This window comes from Halomonas sp. CH40 (assembly GCA_041875495.1).
Lineage (GTDB): Bacteria > Pseudomonadota > Gammaproteobacteria > Pseudomonadales > Halomonadaceae > Vreelandella.
Genome location: CP112982.1, coordinates 1,927,882 through 1,945,175, shown reverse-complemented (window position 1 = coordinate 1,945,175; position 17,294 = coordinate 1,927,882). Strand labels below are relative to the sequence as shown.

General features: G+C 55.0%; 14 protein-coding genes. 12 read left to right on the top strand and 2 right to left on the bottom strand.

Annotated elements, in window-relative coordinates; genetic code table 11:
- Positions 1–59: 59 nt before the first annotated feature.
- The 5 genes from clpP to OR573_08970 all read left to right on the top strand — a co-directional run bounded on the left by clpP (position 60) and on the right by OR573_08970 (position 7,269).
- Positions 60–677, top strand: a complete 618-nt coding sequence (gene clpP / locus OR573_08990) for an ATP-dependent Clp endopeptidase proteolytic subunit ClpP (protein ID XGA78662.1) — start codon at positions 60–62, stop codon at positions 675–677.
- Positions 678–770: 93 nt separating this feature from the next.
- Positions 771–2,051, top strand: a complete 1,281-nt coding sequence (gene clpX, locus OR573_08985) for an ATP-dependent Clp protease ATP-binding subunit ClpX (GenBank protein XGA78661.1) — start codon at positions 771–773, stop codon at positions 2,049–2,051.
- A gap of 258 nt (positions 2,052–2,309) precedes the next feature.
- Positions 2,310–4,715 carry an endopeptidase La gene (gene lon / locus OR573_08980; GenBank protein ID XGA78660.1) on the top strand — a complete coding sequence of 802 codons (2,406 nt, stop codon included), beginning with the start codon at positions 2,310–2,312 and terminating at the stop codon, positions 4,713–4,715.
- 287 nt (positions 4,716–5,002) lie between these two features.
- Positions 5,003–5,275, top strand: coding sequence for a DNA-binding protein HU-beta (hupB, locus tag OR573_08975; protein XGA78659.1), 273 nt, complete (start codon positions 5,003–5,005; stop codon positions 5,273–5,275).
- Positions 5,276–5,454: 179 nt separating this feature from the next.
- Positions 5,455–7,269, top strand: a complete 1,815-nt coding sequence (locus OR573_08970) for a SurA N-terminal domain-containing protein (GenBank protein ID XGA78658.1) — start codon at positions 5,455–5,457, stop codon at positions 7,267–7,269.
- 91 nt (positions 7,270–7,360) lie between these two features.
- Here OR573_08970 and OR573_08965 read toward each other — a convergent pair whose 3' ends face one another.
- Both OR573_08965 and OR573_08960 read right to left on the bottom strand, forming a co-directional pair.
- Complete coding sequence (locus OR573_08965; protein XGA78657.1) at positions 7,361–8,125, bottom strand: UDP-2,3-diacylglucosamine diphosphatase; 765 nt, start codon at positions 8,123–8,125, stop codon at positions 7,361–7,363.
- 56 nt (positions 8,126–8,181) lie between these two features.
- Positions 8,182–8,679, bottom strand: a complete 498-nt coding sequence (locus OR573_08960) for a peptidylprolyl isomerase (protein XGA78656.1) — start codon at positions 8,677–8,679, stop codon at positions 8,182–8,184.
- Between the two features lie 127 nt (positions 8,680–8,806).
- Here OR573_08960 and OR573_08955 point away from each other — a divergent pair, with 127 nt between their 5' ends.
- The 7 genes from OR573_08955 to OR573_08925 all read left to right on the top strand — a co-directional run bounded on the left by OR573_08955 (position 8,807) and on the right by OR573_08925 (position 17,294).
- Positions 8,807–10,486 (top strand): glutamine--tRNA ligase/YqeY domain fusion protein, encoded by a 1,680-nt coding sequence (locus OR573_08955; GenBank protein ID XGA81704.1) that lies wholly within the window; start codon positions 8,807–8,809, stop codon positions 10,484–10,486.
- A 23-nt stretch (positions 10,487–10,509) separates the two neighbouring features.
- Entirely contained in the window at positions 10,510–11,928 is a 1,419-nt protein-coding gene (gene cysS / locus OR573_08950; protein ID XGA78655.1) for a cysteine--tRNA ligase, read from the top strand.
- Positions 11,929–12,134: 206 nt separating this feature from the next.
- Positions 12,135–12,992: an ABC transporter substrate-binding protein gene (locus tag OR573_08945; protein XGA81703.1), complete on the top strand. Its 858-nt coding sequence runs from the start codon at positions 12,135–12,137 to the stop codon at positions 12,990–12,992.
- Between the two features lie 44 nt (positions 12,993–13,036).
- Positions 13,037–14,245: an ABC transporter permease gene (locus OR573_08940; protein XGA78654.1), complete on the top strand. Its 1,209-nt coding sequence runs from the start codon at positions 13,037–13,039 to the stop codon at positions 14,243–14,245.
- The gene (locus OR573_08935) at positions 14,238–15,203 is read left to right on the top strand and encodes an ABC transporter ATP-binding protein (GenBank protein XGA78653.1); all 966 of its coding nucleotides are present in this window, start codon (positions 14,238–14,240) and stop codon (positions 15,201–15,203) included. The genes OR573_08940 and OR573_08935 overlap by 8 nt, the downstream gene beginning before the upstream one ends.
- 31 nt (positions 15,204–15,234) lie before the next feature.
- Entirely contained in the window at positions 15,235–15,960 is a 726-nt protein-coding gene (locus tag OR573_08930) for an ABC transporter permease (GenBank protein ID XGA81702.1), read from the top strand.
- 134 nt (positions 15,961–16,094) lie between these two features.
- A complete protein-coding gene (locus OR573_08925) occupies positions 16,095–17,294 on the top strand; it encodes a thiamine pyrophosphate-dependent dehydrogenase E1 component subunit alpha (GenBank protein XGA78652.1) in 1,200 nt (399 codons plus the stop codon).

The following is a 17,294-nucleotide window of genomic DNA, read 5'->3' as shown; positions in this document are numbered from 1 at the left end:
AAGCGCAGATGCGCCGCTAGCGGCGCATCTTTCCCTGACCGGACGCAAGGATCACCCGAATGAGTGAATTTGATATTCAGAACGCCGGTGGCTTAGTGCCCATGGTGGTTGAACAAAGCGCCAAAGGGGAACGTGCCTACGATATCTACTCGCGCTTGCTGAAAGAACGGGTAATTTTTCTGGTCGGCCCTGTTGAAGATTATATGGCCAACCTGGTGGTGGCACAGTTGCTCTTTCTTGAGTCGGAAAACCCGGACAAGGATATTCACCTGTACATCAACTCTCCAGGTGGCTCGGTGACTGCCGGTATGTCGATTTACGATACCATGCAGTTTGTACGGCCGGATGTCTCTACGGTATGTATTGGCCAGGCGGCCAGCATGGGTGCATTGCTGTTGGCTGGTGGGGCGGCAGAAAAACGTTTCTGTCTGCCTAACTCGCGCATGATGATTCACCAGCCGCTGGGTGGTTATCAGGGCCAAGCATCTGATATTGAAATCCATACGCGCGAAATTCTGGGCATCCGTGACCGCCTGAATCAGATTCTTGCCGATCACACCGGGCAGGACATTGAAACAGTGGCACGCGATACCGACCGCGACAACTTCATGACTGCAAGCCAGGCGCAGGAATATGGTTTGATTGATGCGGTGCTGGATAAGCGGCCTACATCCTGATAGCGTAAGCCATTAGCGCTTGTATAATAATGGTAGCGTTTTCAGACAAGCTTTCCGGCGGCAGCATGCCGCCAACGTGACAGAGGTACGCGAATGGCCGACGGCAAAGGCAAGGACGAGAACGACAAGCTGCTTTACTGCTCGTTCTGTGGTAAGAACCAGAATGAAGTGCGTAAACTGATTGCCGGCCCGTCCGTTTATATCTGCGATGAGTGTGTCGATCTATGTAACGACATTATTCGCGAGGAGGTGCTCGAAGCCGACGCCGAGAGCGACGAAGAGCGTCTTCCTACGCCTCGTGAAATTCGTCACACTCTGGACGACTACGTCATTGGGCAGGATCGCGCCAAAATGGTGCTTTCAGTGGCGGTTTACAACCACTATAAGCGGTTGAAATCGGAAGTCCGCGAAGGCAACGTTGAGCTAGGCAAATCCAATATCCTGCTGATTGGCCCGACGGGTAGCGGTAAGACCCTGCTGGCTGAAACGATGGCGCGGTTATTGAATGTGCCGTTCACAATTGCCGACGCAACAACACTGACAGAAGCGGGTTATGTGGGTGAAGATGTCGAAAACATCATCCAGAAGCTGCTTCAGAAGTGTGACTACGATGTCGACAAGGCCGAGCGCGGTATTGTCTATATCGATGAAATTGACAAGATTTCACGCAAGTCGGACAACCCTTCCATCACCCGCGATGTATCCGGTGAAGGGGTGCAGCAGGCATTGCTGAAATTGATCGAGGGCACTACGGCCTCGGTTCCTCCCCAGGGAGGACGTAAGCATCCTCAGCAGGAATTTGTGCAGGTGAATACCGCCAATATCCTGTTTATTGTGGGGGGCGCTTTTGCTGGTCTGGATAAAGTCATTCGAGATCGCGCTGAGAAGGGCGGCATTGGCTTTAACGCCAGTGTGAAAAGCAAGGATTCCACTCGTGGTGTGGGTGAACTGCTGGCTGATGTCGAGCCGGACGATCTGGTCAAGTTTGGCCTGATCCCCGAGTTTGTTGGCCGTTTGCCAGTCATTGCGACACTGACTGAGCTGTCTGAAGATGCTCTGGTGCAGATCCTGACCGAGCCCAAGAACTCGCTTGTCAAACAGTATGCCAAGCTCTTTGAGATGGAAGGCGTGACGCTGGACTTCCGTGAAGATGCCCTGCGTGCGGTTGCCGTCAAGGCAATGGAGCGCAAGACAGGCGCACGCGGGCTGCGTTCCATCCTTGAATCAGTACTGCTTGATACCATGTATGACATTCCTTCGCTTGAAGGGGTGACTCAGGTGGTAATTGAAGCCTCTGTGATTGCTGGTGAAAGCGAGCCGCTGTTGATTTATTCCCAGCAGGAAGACACGCGTGTAGATGGCACAGACGGTTGATAGCTGTTTAGTGGCCGACAGGTGAGGCGCTGGGGTTTGTGACGGTTTTGATCCAGGCTCATTTGAATGTGCCACAAGGGGTCGCCCAGGCGGCCCCTTGTCTTTCGCTCCAAGCCTTTTAGGGCCGCTGTGCCACTCTGACGACGCATTACACCTGTCTTTGCGCTATCGCTCATTTCTCTGTATGAGACCCTGACACTGCCTGGTGCATTGGCGGGTCTTATCCACGTATTTACCGATTTCCGAGGGTCGTCTGCGATGCAGCAGAACGCTGAAATGACACAATGTTTCCCATTACTGCCGCTGCGGGATGTTGTGGTTTATCCGCAGATGGTGATTCCACTGTTTGTTGGGAGAGAAAAGTCGATTCAAGCGCTGGAAGCCGCCATGAACATGGACAAGCGTGTTCTTCTGGTTGCCCAGCGCGAAGCGTCTCAGGAAGAACCTGACAACGCCGATCTCTACGCGATGGGAACGGTCGCTGACATCATGCAGTTGTTGAAGCTCCCCGATGGCACTGTCAAGGTGTTGATCGAAGGCAACTTCCGTGCGGATGTGGGTAGTATCGAAGAGCATCCGGAAGGGTTCACCCAGGCCTATATCACGCCGCGCGAAAGTGAGCCTTTGACCGAACGTGAGCAGGAAGCGCTTGTACGAGTACTTCTCAACCAGTTTGAGCAGTATGTCAAGCTGTCCAAGAAGGTGCCCAATGAAGTGCTTAACTCCCTTTCGGGCATTGAAGATCCGAGCCGTCTGGTGGACACCATTTGTGCTCATCTGTCACTGAAAATCGGTGACAAGCAGGAATTGCTGGAAATGGATCGGGTGCGCGATCGTATTGAGCATCTGATGGCGCTGATCGAAACGGAAATTGATCTGCTGCAGGTCGAAAAGCGTATCCGCTCCCGGGTCAAGGAGCAAATGGAAAAGACCCAGCGCGAGTACTATCTCAACGAGCAGATGAAAGCCATTCAGAAAGAGATTGGCGAGCTTGATGACGTACCCAACGAAGTTGAGAAATATGAAAAGGATATTCATGCGGCAGGCATGCCCAAAGAGGCGATGGAGAAGGCGCTTCAGGAGCTGAAGAAGCTCAAGATGATGTCAGCCAATTCCGCCGAAGCGACCGTGGTGCGTACCTACCTTGACTGGCTGGTGGATATACCGTGGAAAAAGCGTACCCGTGTCAAGCATGATCTGATCAAGGCACAGCAAGTCCTTGATGAAGACCATTATGGCCTGGATGAAGTCAAATCACGGATTCTTGAATACCTGGCAGTGCAAAAACGGGTGCGCAAGATGAAAGGCCCGGTGCTCTGTTTGGTAGGGCCTCCTGGCGTGGGCAAGACATCCCTGGGGCAGTCCATTGCTCGGGCGACCAATCGCAAATATGTGCGGCTGGCGCTGGGTGGCGTGCGCGATGAGTCGGAAATTCGCGGCCATCGGCGCACCTATATCGGCTCGCTACCCGGCAAGCTGATGCAGCGCATGAGCCGTGCTGGCGTCAAGAATCCACTGTTCCTGCTTGATGAGGTCGATAAACTGGGCATGGATCATCGCGGTGACCCAGCGTCTGCCTTACTCGAAGTGCTTGACCCTGAGCAGAACAACAGTTTCAGCGATCATTATCTGGAGCTGGATTACGATCTGTCCGAAACACTGTTCATCTGTACCGCGAACTCGATGAATATTCCGGGTCCTTTGCTGGACCGCATGGAAATTATCCGTATTCCCGGTTATACCGAAGATGAAAAGCTGGCGATTGCCAAGCGTTACCTTCTGCCCAAGCAGCGTGAAGCCAACGGCCTCAAGGCTGATGAAATCGAACTCGACGATTCGGCCCTGCTGGAACTGATTCGCTATTACACCCGTGAAGCGGGCGTGCGTGAACTTGAACGCCAGATTGCCAAGGTGGCGCGCAAGGTGCTCAGAGAGCGGCTTGAACAAGACCGTGAAGGCAAAGAAACGGCGACCCAGCTGTTGACCGATAAGCAGATTGAAACCTATGCAGGTGTACGTCGCTACAGCTATGGCCTTGCTGACCTGGCAGACCAGGTAGGGCGGGTTACCGGCTTGGCCTGGACATCGGTTGGGGGGGAGCTGCTGAATATTGAATCGGTCGTCACCCCTGGTAAAGGGCGAGTGAACAAGACCGGTTCACTTGGCGATGTCATGAAAGAATCGGTTAGCGCGGCTCATACGGTCGTGCGTGCACGAGCAGAAGAATACGGCATAGACCCGGAACGCTTCGAGAAAGATGATCTGCATATTCACGTGCCGGAAGGTGCGACGCCCAAGGATGGCCCAAGCGCCGGTATTGCCATGGTAACCGCAATGGTCTCGGCTTATTCAAAACGCTGCGTACGCTGTGATGTGGCCATGACAGGTGAAGTGAACCTGCGCGGTGAAGTGTTGCCGATTGGTGGTTTGAAGGAGAAATTGCTGGCTGCCCGTCGGGGTGGTATAAAGATTGTCCTTATACCTGAGGAAAACCGTCGCGATCTGAAGGAAGTACCTGACAATATCAAGGATGCCCTCGATATCCGGCCTGTACGCTGGATTGACGATGTGCTTAAGGTCGCCTTGACAGATCCTGATGAAGATACTGCCATCGTTAACGGCGAAAATACTTATACCGGCAGCGTTGTTGCCAGCACGCACTGATTCGGCACTGGTTGACTCGGTAGTAGTCAACTTAGCAAGCTGAGATATTGAGGCTGGCTGTAACCATAAACGTTTGTAAAAAGTATCCAGAAATTGTAAGTATCAAGAAATTGTAACAAGAAATTTTGAATAGTGCGCCCAACGCCTTGTATGGCGGGCGTTTTATCGTATGGTCGCTTGACAGGTGAATCTCTGCATTGCTATAAAACGCAGCTATGCTTTGTTCGTCGATCCAACCGGTGACCATACCGTTCAGAGCCATTTTTGAAACAGTCAAGGGGTGAAGTGTGAATAAGTCTGAGCTGATTGAAGCCATTGCCGCATCTGCTGATATTTCCAAGGCAGCGGCAACCCGCGCATTGGATGCCATGGTGGAGTCTGTCACTGAAAGCCTCAAGCAGGGCGAGAGCGTTTCACTGGTAGGATTTGGTACCTTTACGATTAAAGAGCGCGCTGCTCGTACCGGCCGCAATCCGCAAACTGGCCAGCCGATTGAAATCAGTGCTGCCAAGGTACCCAGCTTTAAAGCAGGCAAGGCACTTAAAGACGCCGTCAACTGATCCGGTTGTTCTGAGGCATCTTATGGGCGCGTCGTGCAAACGATGCGCCCATGTTTTTTTATGCCCGTGGTTTTTATGCACGTGGTTTTAAGTCATGATGGTTGCAGGTGATGCCCTGAACCTTAGTGTTACTGAACTGTTTTGTAGTAAACCGTTTATCTGTTTGAACCGAGGCTAACATGCTGCAAAGTATCCGAGATGGCTCGAAAAGTTGGGGAGCCAAGATCATTATCGGCGTTGTGGTTGCCGCCATGGCGCTGTTTGGGGTGGAGTCACTGTTTACCCTCTTTGGCACCGACCCTGATGAAGTGGTAGAAGTTAATGGTGATTCCATCACGCGTCAGCAGGTAGAGCTGGAAGTCCAGCGCGCCATGCGCTCAGGCCAAGTTCCGGCAGAGCAGGAGCGCGCGCTGCGCAACGATGTGCTTGATCAGTTAATTACCCAGCAGCTACTGACCCACTATGCGGAAGAAGGCGGTTTTTACGTCTCTGAACAGCAACTGGATCAGCTGATTGTTAACCTGCCTGAGTTTCAGGATCAGCAAGGCCAGTTTTCCACCGAGCTGTTTCGTAACCGCCTGGCCAGCGCCGGTTATACGCCGCTATCGTTCCGTGATGAGCTGCGCGTCGATATCAAACGCCGCCAGTTGCAGCAGGGTATGGCCTTTAGTGACTTTAGCCTTGAGTCTGAACAGCAGCGTCTGGCAGCCCTCCAGCGCCAGCAGCGCAGCTTTCGTTATAGCGTGCTGACAGCTGAAGACCTCGAAGAAGATGTCACCATCACTCAGGCGCAAATAGAAGACTACTACGCGGCCAATAGCGAACGCTTTGAGCGCCCCGAACAGGTCCTTCTTGAGTATGTGGTGATTGATCGCCAGGAAATGGCTGACAGCGTCGAGATTGATGAACAGCAGCTACGTGATGCCTGGCGTAACCGGAACGATGATGCCGATCGGCGCGTTGCCCACATCATGATTACCTTTGGTGACGAGCGTAGCCGTGAAGAAGCCCAGGCGGCCGCTGAGCAGGCGTTGGCAGCCCTTGAAGAAGGCGAGAGTTTTGCCGACACGGCTGCGCGCTTTTCAGATGACACAGTGAGCGCTGAAAACGGTGGCGACCTGGGCGAGATCAGCCGTGGTTTCTTTGGTGATGCCTTTGACGAGGCTGCTTTTTCGCTTCAGGAAGATGAAGTCTCTTCTGTTGTCGAGATGGATGACGCCCTGCATATCATCAAGGTCACCGACATTGACCGTCCGCCTTTTGAGCAGCAGCGCGATGCACTGCGTGAGCAACTGGCCCTGGAAGCGGTTAATGATGACTTCAACCAGCGTGTTCAGCAATTGATTGACGAAAGCTTCGCCGCTGATGACCTGCAAAGTGTTGCTGACGATATCGGTTTGAGCGTAGAACAAAGTGATTGGCTGGCGCGTAATGAAGGCAGCGGCATTCTTTCAGAGCCGGGTGTGATGGATGCGGCTTTCAGTGATGACGTGCTGGAAGAGCGCTACAACAGTGAAGTCATCGAACTGGATAATGATCGTCGTATGGTGCTGCGCGTGGCAGAGCACCGCGAAGCCACCCAGCTACCGCTTGAAGAGGTGCGCGATGAAGTAGAGGCGGCGGTGACAGCGCAGGCTGAGCAGCAAGCACTGGTTGCACAGGCTGAGCGCATGCTGGAAAGCGCCGGGGATGATACCTCTATTGATTGGCTCAATGCTGATAACATTGCCAGAGAGCAGCAAACAACCGTGCCCAATAGCCTGGTGCAAGCTGTCTTCCGTCTGCCGCATCCCGAGGACGGTGAAGCCGTGTTGGATATTGTTGAACTGCCTCAAGGCGTTGCTCTGGTAGCACTCGATGAAGTGATGCCTGGCGAAGTGGACGAACAGAGTGAGCGGTTTGTCGCTCAAATGGTTGAGCAGCTGCGCGCCCAATCGGTCATTCAGGGGCTGGTTGAGCATCTCTACAGTGAAGCTGAGATTGTGCGCCGTTAAACCTGACTGAAAACGTTGCAGTAAAAGAAAACCGCCCTGTTGATAATATCAGCAGGGCGGTTCTGTTTTGGCAGGCGGGCTTATATCGTCATCACTGAGGTGGGCGTGTGATATCAAACTGGCGCAGTTGCGGTGTCCTGGCGCCTTCTTCAATCACGATATCCCAGCCATGCCGAGCATCCCAATCGCCAAGTACGTAGCGTTTGGCGGGGATATCCTCGACTGTCATGTCGTGTACCTTGGGGCGATGGGTGTGGCCATGGATCAGGGTGGTTACCCCGTGCTCTGCCATGACCCTGATCACTTCGCTTGAGGTGACATCCATGATGTCATCGGCTTTGTCGGCATTGGCGCTATCGGACTGCTGGCGCAGGCTCTTCGCCAGTTCAAGGCGCTGTTCCAATGGCAAGGCAAGCATCTGCGCCTGCCATTGCGGGTCGCGGGACTGCTGGCGAAACGCCATATAAGACTCATCGCGGGTACACAGGCTATCACCGTGCATCAAGACCACTGGAATGCCGTGCAGCTCGCTTTCCTGCACATCAGGTAGCAGACTTGCCTTACAGGCGTTAATAAAGCGTTCGCCGATCAGGAAGTCACGGTTACCATGCATCAGATAGACGGCTGTGCCGCTTTCTGCCAGTGCCTCTAGTGCCTTGGCCACCCTGGTGGCCACCTCCGCCATGGGGTGTGGGGTGGCCAGCAGATCGTCACCAATCCAGGCATCGAACAGGTCGCCGAGAATATACAGCGCTTCGGCACCTGATGCGGTGGTGGATACATAGTCAACAAACCCCTGAGTGATCTCTGGGGTGTGCTCACTCAGGTGAAGATCAGCAATTAACAGCGTACGCATCAAGTGCTCCAGGGTGGTTGAGGGTGATTAGCAAAGACGGCAATGGCCTGCCTGGATCAATCTTCCTTGATATAGGCCTTTTCGATTACGACATCTTCTGCGGGCACATCGGCATGCATGCCACGACGGGTGGTGCTGACCTTGCGGATGGCATCAACCACGTCCATGCCGTCAACGACTTCAGCAAAGACCGCATAACCCCAGCCCTGAAGGTTCTTGCCGGTGTGGTTAAGAAAGGTGTTGTCATTGACGTTGATGAAAAACTGCGATGAAGCAGAATGCGGGTCCTGGGTGCGCGCCATGGCCAGGGTGCCCTTGGTATTCTTGAGGCCATTGTCTGCCTCGTTTTCAATGGGGTCACGGGTAGGCTTCTGGTTGAACTCCAGATCAAAGCCGCCGCCCTGCACCATGAAGCCATCAATCACGCGGTGAAAGAGGGTGCCGTCGTAAAAACCGTCGCGCACATACTGTTCAAAGTTGGCAGCCGTCACTGGCGCTTTTTCATGATTCAGCGCGATAGTGATATCACCGTGGTTGGTCTGTAATACGATCATCAGTAAATTCCTGTGTTATAAGGGACGTCCGCCTTGGCGCTATGCGCAAGTGTCACGTTATAATAGCCTTTTTGCTCGGCAGCGCGAAGCCCGGCACGTCATCCACCTAGAGGTTATCAACGCCACCATGACCAACGAGACCACCCCAGCGCCGAATTTTATCCGTAATCAGGTACGCGAAGAGATTGAGGGCGGCAAGGTCACGAAAATTGTGACGCGCTTTCCACCAGAGCCCAATGGCTTTCTGCATATCGGCCATGCCAAATCAATCTGCCTCAATTTCGGCCTGGCGGAGCAGATGGGTGGTGACTGTCATCTGCGCTTTGATGATACCAACCCAGCCAAGGAAGAGCAGGCCTACATTGATGCAATCAAGGAAGACGTCAGCTGGTTGGGCTTTGAGTGGGCCGGACCGGTGCGCTTTGCCTCGGACTATTTTGACCAGCTGTATGCCTGGGCGCAGCAGCTGATCCGCAACGGCAAGGCCTACGTTGATGATCTGTCGCCTGATGATATCCGCGAATACCGTGGCACCCTGACGGAGCCGGGCAGGCCCAGCCCTTACCGTGAGCGTAGCGCCGAGGAAAATCTCGATCTGCTGGAGAGGATGCGCACCGGTGAGTTTGCCGAAGGTGAAAAAGTCCTGCGCGCCAAAATTGATATGGCCTCGCCGAATATCAATCTGCGCGACCCGATTCTTTACCGCATCCGCCATGCCGAGCATCACCAGACCGGTGACAAGTGGAAGATCTATCCTTCCTATGACTTCACCCACGGTCAGTCGGATGCCATCGAAGGTATCACCCATTCCATCTGTACCCTGGAATTTGAAGACCACCGCCCGCTTTATGAGTGGTTTCTGGATAATCTGCCGGTGCCTTGCAAACCGCGCCAGATTGAGTTTGCCCGCCTGAACCTCAACTACACCCTGACTTCCAAGCGTAAGCTCAAGCTGCTGGTGGATGAAGGCATTGTGGACGGCTGGGATGACCCGCGTATGCCGACTATCTCAGGCATGCGGCGGCGGGGGTATACCGCTGCGTCGATTCGCAAGTTCTGCGACATGATAGGCGTGACCCGTGCCGATGGCGGCCTGGTGGATATCGCCATGCTGACCCACGCGATCCGTTCTGACCTGGAAGATAACGCGCCACGGGCCATGTGCGTGCTCAAGCCGCTGAAGGTTGTGCTGACCAACGTACCCGAAGACCACGAAGAAGTGTATGAAGTCGCTGGCCACCCAGCCCGTGAAGATATGCCGGTACGCCAGGTGCCCTTCACCCGCGAGCTGTATATCGATCAGGATGACTTCATGGAAGATGCACCCAAGAAGTTCTTCCGCCTGGCCCCGGGGAAGGAAGTCCGCCTGCGTAACAGCTATGTAATCCGCTGCGATGAGGTGATCAAGGATGCCCATGGCGAAGTGACCGAACTGCACTGCAGCGTTGACTTCGATACCTTGGGCAAGAACCCTGAAGGCCGCAAGGTGAAAGGCGTTATTCACTGGGTCAGCGCCAGCCACGGCATTTCGGTGGAAGTACGCCTGTATGACAACCTCTTTCTGGAAGAGCAGCCGGACAAGGACAAGGACGTCGATTTCCTGGAACATCTGAATCCAGAGTCCCTGACGGTCACGCATGCCTTTGCTGAGCCAAGCCTTGCCCAGGCAGTGCCGGAATCACGCTTCCAGTTTGAACGGGTGGGCTACTTCTGCGCGGATCGCCACGCCTCGACCCCTGAGGCACTGGTCTTCAACCGCACCGTCGGCCTGAAAGATAGCTGGGCCAAAATCAAGCAGAAGGGCTAATAACCAAGGGCTAAGGAAGTGCTATGCAGATTTACAATACCCTGACACGTCGCAAGGAAGCTTTTACCACCCTGGAGCCGGGCAAGGTCAGTATGTACGTGTGCGGGATGACCGTCTACGACTACTGCCATCTTGGTCATGCCCGGGTCATGGTGGCCTTTGATGTGATTACCCGCTATCTGCGCGCGCAGGGGTATGAAGTCAATTATGTGCGTAACATCACCGATATTGACGACAAGATCCTCAAGCGGGCCGATGAGAACGGTGAAAGTATTGATGCGCTGACCGAGCGCATGATTGCCGCCATGCACGAAGACGAAGCACGGCTGTATGTCCAGCGGCCGGACCATGAGCCCAGGGCCACTCGGCATATCGACGATATTATTGCCATGATCGAGACCCTGATTGCGAAAGGCTTTGCTTACGCCGCGGATAATGGCGATGTCTACTATCGAGTGCGGCGCTTTGAGGGCTACGGCAAGCTCAATAACCGCAACCTTGATGACATGCGCTCAGGGGCACGTATCGAGGTGGATGCCAGCAAGGAAGATCCGCTGGATTTTGTGCTCTGGAAAGCCGCCAAACCCGGCGAGGCTCATTGGTCTTCGCCCTGGGGCAACGGCCGACCAGGCTGGCATATTGAATGCTCTGCGATGTCCAAGTGCTGCCTGGGAGATACCTTTGATATTCACGGTGGCGGGCCAGATCTGACCTTCCCCCACCACGAAAACGAGATCGCTCAGTCGGAAGCGGCCAACGATAAGCCCTTTGTGATGACCTGGATGCACGCCGGGGCCGTGCGGGTCAATCAGGAGAAAATGTCCAAGTCGCTGGGTAACTTCTTCACTATCCGCGATGTGCTGACCGAGCATGATGCTGAAGTGGTGCGCTATCTGCTGGTGGCCAGCCATTATCGCAGCCCGATCAACTATGCCCCGGATGCCCTCAATGAAGCGCGTAAGTCACTGACGCGTTTCTATACCGCGCTGGAAGGCGTTGAGCAAGGCACGGTTGATACAGAAAGCGCGGTTGATAAAGAAAGTGCAGCGGCTTCCGAGTACCATCAGCGTTTTCTGGCGGCCATGGATGATGACTTCAATACGCCTGAAGCCCTGTCTACCATGTTTGATCTGGCCCGTGAGCTTAATCGCGTCAAGGCAGCGGGTGACCCCCAGGCTAGCCGTCTGGCGGCAGAGCTTAAGTCACTGGGCAGCATTCTGGGGCTTTTGCAGCAGGCGCCTGACGTTTTTTTGAAAGGCGGACAAGGGCAATCAGCGCCCATGGATGAGGCTGCTATTGAAGCGAAAATCGCTCAGCGTGCCGAAGCCAAGGCCAACAAGGACTTTGCCCTGGCAGATAGTATCCGCGACGCCCTGGCTGAGCAGGGCATTATCCTCAAGGATTCCCGCGAAGGTACCACCTGGGTGCTGGAATCCCGCTAATCCTGCGGTCGATCTGACATGGTCAATCTGACTTCAACGCTGGCGGGTTTTATACTCACTGTAATGATTCATCACACGTGGATCATTGACAGCGAGCCATAAAACCCGCTTTGAGGCAACTCATCAGAAGGATCATGAATATGTACCAGACACCTAAACGCCTGGCAGCTGGCGTACTCGCGTTGGCCGTTCTTTCTTCTCAGGCGATGCTGACCGCCCAGGCTGACGATGCTGTGGTGGTGGCGTCAAAAATTGATACCGAAGGCGCCGTGCTGGGGCAGTTGATTGCCCAGACCCTTGAACGCCATGACATTCCTGTGGAAAAGCGCCTTCAGCTGGGCGGTACCAGTGTCGTCCGAGGGGCGCTGCTGGCCGGAGAGATTGATCTTTACCCGGAATACACCGGTAATGGGGCTTTCTTTTTTGATATGACCGATAGCCCCGTATGGAATAAAGCCGACGAGGCTTTCGAGACAGTCAAGCAGCGTGATGCTGACAATGACCTGATCTGGCTTTCACCTGCCAGTGCCAATAACACCTGGGCAATGAGTGTGCGTGCCGATGTGGCTGACGCTCATAACCTGGAAACCCTGGAAGACCTCGCTGAGTATCTGGCCGATGGCGGTGAGTTCAAATTTGCTGCCAGCGCTGAGTTTGTTGAATCCGAACAGGCTCTGCCAGCCTTCCAGTCGGCCTATGGCTTTGAGCTTGATGAAGATCAGCTGCTGGTGCTTTCTGGAGGCAATACCGCCGCTACCATGCGCGCGGCCGCTCAGCAGGCCAGTGGTGTTAACGCTGCCATGACCTATGGTACCGACGGCGGCCTGAGTGCCTTGGGTCTGGTGGTGTTGGAAGATTCGCTGGGCGTTCAGCCGGTCTACCAGCCAGCGCCTGTCATTCGTGAAGAAACCCTGGACGCTTATCCGCAAATTGAGCCGGCACTGAATGAGGTTTTTGCGACACTGGATCTGGAAACGCTGCAACGTCTGAATGCTGATGTGGCTGTCAATGGCTTGTCTGCTGAGGCAGTGGCCGCAGACTACATTGATGCTATTGATCCTTAGCCCTGCTGCCTAAAAAGCCCGAATGAAATGGAAACTTAATCTGTATGCCGTTAATGGATGCGCTACCCATGCAGAGTAAAGGATGGATAAAAGGCCGCCCAAACTGGGTGATGACCCTGTTGTCTATCGTCATGTTGGTGGCGCTCTGGGGCTTGGATAGCGTCAGTGTCGCGGCTAACAGGATTGTGGCTGGCAGCGGCTACGCCAGCTGGGAGGCTTTCGGGTGGGTGGGTGGCGCGCTGGCATCGCTGCTTTTACTCTTCGTGCTCTTGATGGCCTGGCAGCCGACGCATTCACGCTTGAACCTGTTGTCTCAGCTGGCAGCAATTACCTTGCTACTGCTGTTGATGCCTTTTGGCTTGATGGCAGCCAGTGCCGCTCTGATTGACTCACAAATGCCCCAGGCACGCCTGAGTGCGGGGGCCGCGTACTGGGTGGTGCTGTTCTGTGCCATGCTGGCGCTGGTGGAACTGCGTTTGCGATTGGCATTGTCTAGGTTCTGGATAGCGCTGGTCATGCTGGGTGTTGGCGGGCTGTGGTGGCTATGTGCGTCACTGTGGCTGGATCGTTTGGCACTGGTGCAGGAGTTCCAGGCCCGCGAAGAGGCCTTCTGGCTTGCTTTCAGTGAGCATCTTGCCATGGTGTCGATTGCCGTAGGCGTCAGCATTGTGCTGGGAATCATCCTGGCGTTACTGATCCGCCGCTACCGTGCCATTCAGCGCGGTGCCTTTGCGTTACTGAACTTTTTCCAGACCATTCCCAGCCTGGCGCTGTTCGGGCTCTTGCTGGCGCCTCTCGCCTGGGTATCGGCCAATGTGCCTTTTGCTGCCACCTTGGGCATCCAGGGTATTGGTTGGACGCCCGCCTTGCTGGCGCTGGTTATCTATAGTTTGTTGCCCATGGTGCGTAATACCTACGTCGCCCTGGAGGCGGTCAGCCCAGATGTGCTGGATGCGGCCAGCGGCATGGGCATGTATCCCTCACAGCGTTTCTGGCAGGTACGGGTGCCTCTGGCACTGCCCATTCTGCTCGAAGGTATCAGGATTACCGCGGTGCAGGCGATTGGCCTGACGGCTGTCGCTGCACTGATTGGTGCGGGCGGGCTGGGTTCATTCATTTTTCAAGGATTAGGGCAGGCTGCGATGGATATGGTGTTATTGGGCGCACTGCCTATTTTGCTGATTGCGTTGATGGTTGATGCCGGCCTGGGTGCGCTGAGTGAGGCGCTGCGCCAGGGGGCTAGCGATGATTGAATTACGCAACGTCAGCAAGTTTTTTGATCAGACGCCAGCGGTTGAAGAGCTGACGCTGAGCATTCCCAAAGGCAAGTTCTGCGCCCTGGTGGGCACCTCTGGCTGCGGAAAATCAACCACTCTGCGTATGATCAACCGTCTGCTGACCCATAGCAGCGGCGAGATTGAGCTGGATGGACAGTCCATCGACGCCTATGACCCTGTCCTGCTGCGGCGGCGAATTGGCTATGTCATCCAGAATACCGGTCTGTTTCCTCATTGGAACGTGGCACGCAATATCGGCCTGGTACCTCGTCTGCTGAAATGGCCTACCGCCCAGGTCAATCAAAGGGTTGAAGAGCTGATGGGGCTGCTGGGGTTGCCGGTCGGCGAGTTTGCTCATAAATATCCTCATCAGCTATCCGGTGGGCAGGCCCAAAGGGTGGGGGTGGCGCGAGCGCTGGCAGCTGACCCGGATATTCTGCTGATGGATGAACCTTTTGGCGCCCTGGATCCGATTACCCGGGAAAAACTCCAGGAAATGCTGATGCAGCTGCAAGCCAGGCTGCACAAAACCATCGTGTTTGTCACCCATGATATGGATGAAGCCCTGGGCTTGGCCGATAGGCTTGTGGTGATGCGTGATGGTCGAATTGTGCAGCAGGGAACACCGCTATCGCTGCTGCAGAAGCCGGCAGATTCTTTTGTTGATTCCCTTTTGGGCGGGCTGGAGCGCGGGCTGAAGCAGGCTTCCCTGACCCGGGTAAAAGATCATATGGCGCCGCTTGGGCCGCATTTACCTGCCCAGTCGCGGGTGACGACCGAGCAGACGCTGCGCCAGGCACTCTCGATGATGCTGCGCGACCACTGTGAACGGCTGACGGTGGTAGACCAGCACGATGTACCGGTAGGTGAGCTGTCGCTGCGCAAGCTAGTCAAGGAGGCGTTTCAAGCCCAGGAGAAGTCGCGTGACGTCTAGGCCTGTGCATCCACGTTCTGCCTATCATCCGATTCAGCTGCTGTGGCCCTTGATGTGGCTGGTGCTGTTAATGGTTGTGGTATTGATGATCCCCCATGCACAAGCGCTGTTTCAATGGCTAGCGCCCGATGCGCGACAGGTGATCTATCAGCGAGCGGATTTCACTCAGTTGCTAGGCCGCCATCTTCTGGTAGTAGGGGTGGCGGCGTCCATTACGATCACATTGGGTGTGTTGGCAGGCGTGATGGTCACCCGCCAGTGGGGGCGCGATTTTCTACCCCTGGTGGCTCAGATTGCCTCCCTTGGGCAAACCTTCCCACCGGTTGCCGTGCTGGCGCTGGCGGTTCCCGCCTTGGGGTTCGGTACGGTGCCCATTATCGTTGCCTTGGTACTGTACGGTCTGTTGCCGATAGTACGTAACACCATTGCTGGCCTTAAAGACGTTGACCCTGCGGTTGTGTCAGCGGCTTACGGCATGGGGATGACGCCAGGGCAAATCCTGCGCCAAGTGGAATTGCCGCTGGCGGCGCCGGTGATTCTAGCCGGTATCCGTACCTCTGTGACCATTAATATTGCCACAGCCGCGCTAGGCGCCACCGTAGGTGCCAGCAATCTGGGCGACCCTATTATTGCCGGTATCGTCAACGCCAATAATGCCTACATTATTCAGGGGGCCATGGTGATTGCGCTGCTGGCGGTCAGTATCGATAGTATTTTTGAAGTCTTTCAGCGACGTTTACGTTCACGTACGCCTTAAGTTGAATGCCTTAACGTGGTTGGCTGCGTTAGTGTCATCAGTGTTGCGTTGACCAATGCTGGGGTAATCCCCTGGCATAAAGGGAAATAACCGACAACACTGCCCTCAAAAGGGGTCTTATAAGGATAACAACCATGACACAAGCCACGTATAAACCGGCCTTCATGACCGGTGATGAGTTTTCGATTCCTACCTTCAGCGTGTTGAATCATGACGGTGCCATCTATCCCGATGCTCAGTCACCTGATTTGCCTCGCGATAAAGCCCGTCATATTTACCATGCTATGCTTGCGACCCGGATTCTGGATGAGCGGATGATGGCCGCCCAGCGCCAGGGTCGGCTGAGCTTCTACATGCAGTGTACCGGTGAAGAAGCCTCCGTGATTGGTGCCACCGCAGCACTGGATGACGCTGATATGATCATGGCCCAGTACCGTGAGCAGGGCGCGCTGATGTATCGCGGCTTCAGCTTTGATGAATTCATGAACCAGCTGTTCGGCAATCAGTTGGATTACGGCAAGGGTCGCCAGATGCCGGTTCATTATGGCTCCCGCAAGCTTCACTACATGACCATTTCATCGCCACTGGCGACCCAGATTCCCCAGGCGGCGGGTTATGCCTATGGACAGAAACTGGCCGGTGAAGGCCACTGCACCCTGACCTTTTTTGGTGAAGGCGCCGCCTCAGAGGGGGACTTTCACGCCGCGCTGAACATGGCATCGGTGCATGAGGTGCCGGTAATTTTCTTCTGCCGGAACAACGGCTACGCCATTTCAACACCGGCGGTGGAGCAGTTTGCCGCTGATGGTATTGCCCCCCGGGCATTTGGCTATCGCATGCATGTCATTCGCGTGGACGGTAACGATGTGCTGGCGGTGTATGAAGCCACCCGCCGGGCCCGCGAGATTGCAGTGAAGGACAATAAGCCGGTACTGATTGAAGCCATGACCTACCGTCTGGCTGCCCACTCTTCGTCCGACGACCCCTCGGGCTATCGCTCAAAGGATGAAGAAGAAATCTGGCGCCTTAAAGACCCGATCCTGCGCATGCGCAAATGGCTAGAACAGCAGAATTGGTGGAGTGAAGAAGAAGAAACCGACACTCAGGAAAGCCTGCGCCGTGAAGTGCTCGACACCATGAAGCGTGCTGAAAAGCGCCCCTCTCCCGAACTGGATACCCTGATTACCGACGTCTACGCCGAGGTCACTCCGGCGCTGCAGCGCCAGTATGATGCCCTCAAGGCGCATATTCGCTGTTACCCGGATGCCTACCCCAAAGGCGCCCAGGCGTTAGGGCTGGACGGTGATCAGCAACACAAGACGGGAGAACAGTGA